General features: G+C 41.5%; 2 protein-coding genes. One reads left to right on the top strand and one right to left on the bottom strand.

The features are described from left to right. Positions 1-528: 528 nt before the first annotated feature. On the bottom strand, positions 529-1107 hold the full coding sequence (gene hpf / locus PGW94_RS04490; RefSeq protein WP_271759058.1) for a ribosome hibernation-promoting factor, HPF/YfiA family: 579 nt from the start codon (positions 1105-1107) through the stop codon (positions 529-531). 124 nt (positions 1108-1231) lie between these two features. Here hpf and PGW94_RS04485 point away from each other — a divergent pair, with 124 nt between their 5' ends. Further along, a complete protein-coding gene (locus tag PGW94_RS04485) occupies positions 1232-2101 on the top strand; it encodes an RNA polymerase factor sigma-32 (RefSeq protein WP_271759056.1) in 870 nt (289 codons plus the stop codon). Positions 2102-2614: the final 513 nt, after the last annotated feature.

Below are 2614 nucleotides of genomic sequence, written 5' to 3'. Positions count from 1 at the left end.
CGCCTTTTGTTGCTTTGTTAATGATTTTAACGTTTTCAGAACAAAGCCAAAGTCGTTTGCCCTTATCGCATTGTTCAATGTATCAACGATATTGTTATTACTTCCGTTCATGGGCTGCTTCTAACCTATCTCTTTTGACGCCGGGTATTATATTTCATTACTTTTAGGCTGTTAATATCTATTAACATTCTAACCAACAGCCGTATATGAAAATGCCAACTTTTTGAAGTAAGGAGGCGAAATTTGACACCGGGTATCATATGTGTGTCTACCTACAACACAACCATACGAGCCCTTTTAGTAAGGGTACATTATAGCATGAAGCTATATAAAAATTTGATTAACTAATGTACAAGTCTAAGGTTGTGTCGCCCTCTTCGTAATGCAATGTATCGCCATAACTAATGGGTAGAAGAAGGCAATATGGGTACTACTTTAGCAATACATCGTGCGCATGCTATGGGAATTGCCTTCTACTCCATTGCCACTTATGCAGCACAAATCCCATTCATCAGAAGCAAATGGAATTTACTTCGGAAGCGTGTTATCCAGCGGGTCTACCCAGACAACGCAGTCGTCTTTTGCATAAACCATGTTTATTTTGTTAGTTTTGGAATTTATGAATAAGACAGCAGGAATAGATAGTAGCTCCATTTCCATAACCGCATCACTAACGGACATTTTCTTCAAAGATATCTCTTCTTCAACGATCAAGGGAGAATCTTCGATGTCAGATTTTCCTATATCTTCGGTATTGAGTAGGTATCCTTTGCAGATTCCTTCATCTTTGAGAGATCTGCTTTTTCTGTACTTATCTATTCTTTCACTCTTGTACTTCTTCAATTTGCATACGATATGAGATACAGACGCGTCTATTGCCTTATAAACAGTGTCGGACTTTTCAGATGCCTTAATGAACTCATGCTGACTTTCATTATATATGGACACAGAGGAGGTAAATAAGTGCCCTTCTTTTGATAGGACTACCCTTGCATTCATCTCATCTGCGCGCAGATATTTTACGATGTGACTCTCCAAATTTGTTTCAATGTAAGACTTGATGCTGTCTGTGACACTATACCCCCTACATGCAATTATTATGTTCATGGCGTGTACCTCAAAATCCTTGCGGGGATTATATAGTTAAAGTCTTGAAAATTCACTACACCTTACCTATAATGGCATCGTATAATGGATATTAGCTAGATCAGAGAAGGGGGATAGTTGGATCATGCTTACCGCATCAGTTTTCTCCATGGGAGCCGACGATTTGGTGGCGTATATGGAGCAGGTGAGGGCGTTTCCCATGCTATCAGAGGAGGAAGAGCGACAGTGCGCCGAGAATTGGTACAGAAATAGGTCTGTTGCCGATGCGCATAAGCTAGTGACTAGTCATCTTAGGCTGGTGGTTAAGGTGGCGTCAGGCTTCAAGAGCTACGGTCTGCCATTGATGGAGCTCATTATGGAAGGAAACATCGGGCTCATGCAGGCGGTAAAAAGGTTCAACCCAGATCTGGGCTTTCGTTTATCTACGTATGCAGTATGGTGGATAAAGGCAACTATAAAGGACTATATATTGCGCTCATGGTCCTGTATTCGTGTTGGCACGACGCAGACACAGAAGAAGTTGTTTTTCAGCCTTAGGAAGATAAAAAGGAAGATACTGGGGCACAGCGGCCCTATGGCCTCTGGAGAGGTATCTGCAGTCGCTAGAGAATGCGGTGCATCGGAGAAGGAAGTAGAGAGTATGGATCGGTTCTTTTCCAACAGGGATGTGTCGCTTAGCGAAAGAGTTGGAAGTGACAGATGTATAGAGCTGCAAGATTTGATCCCTTGTTCTTCGCCAAATCAAGAGGTTATGTACTTGGCTAATGAGGAGAGTAACGTAAAGAAGGAAATAGTTAATGATGCTTTGTCGACTCTTGATGCAAGGCATAGAGATATTTTCTATCGCAGAAAGATGCAGGAGTGTCCCGACACTCTTGAGACTCTTAGTGGAGAGTATGGTGTCTCTAAGGAAAGAATTAGACAGATTGAGCTTCAGTCCTTTAATCGTGTTAAGTCCTTCATAAATGAAAATAGAGATAAGGTAGGCTGCTAGCGAGTATTGCTGTATCTTGGTTTTATAATACCAGGCTGGATCGTCTTTTCTTATCTTATAACAAATCCGAGTGTTGCTTCGTGAGAGGTATACATAGCGAATTGTTTGCGGGTTATGAGCTTCTTATACACTGTGGCGTCTGTATTTGCTTAAACTTGGTACTGTATTACAGTGTTGGATTGTGATGCGCTGGCGTCGAGAACAACGTATCGATTTTCTTCATAGTTTCTGCTGTACGAGATGCTATCGCAATTAGCCTAACCAGTTCCATTGCTGTTTTGTATACATACCTATTTGGATCTCTGACATGATAGCTTGATCTCAGCTGACCTTTTCCAGTTCTTTGTTCTAACCCCGTACGGTAATGTATGCTGTTGTGTCAACTATGCATCCGGTTTCCCCGAGTTCCACATGAAACAGCCTTTCGTTGCTTTATGGTTCTTGCGCTCCTTTTTCTCCTTAGCCTCAATTTCGTTTTTATTTTTCTTCTGTTTTTTATTAGACCTGGGCGCA

The sequence above is a fragment of the Candidatus Anaplasma sp. TIGMIC genome (genome assembly GCF_028204095.1).
In the GTDB taxonomy this organism is placed as follows: domain Bacteria; phylum Pseudomonadota; class Alphaproteobacteria; order Rickettsiales; family Anaplasmataceae; genus Anaplasma.
This window is presented reverse-complemented; position numbering and strand designations above follow the sequence as displayed.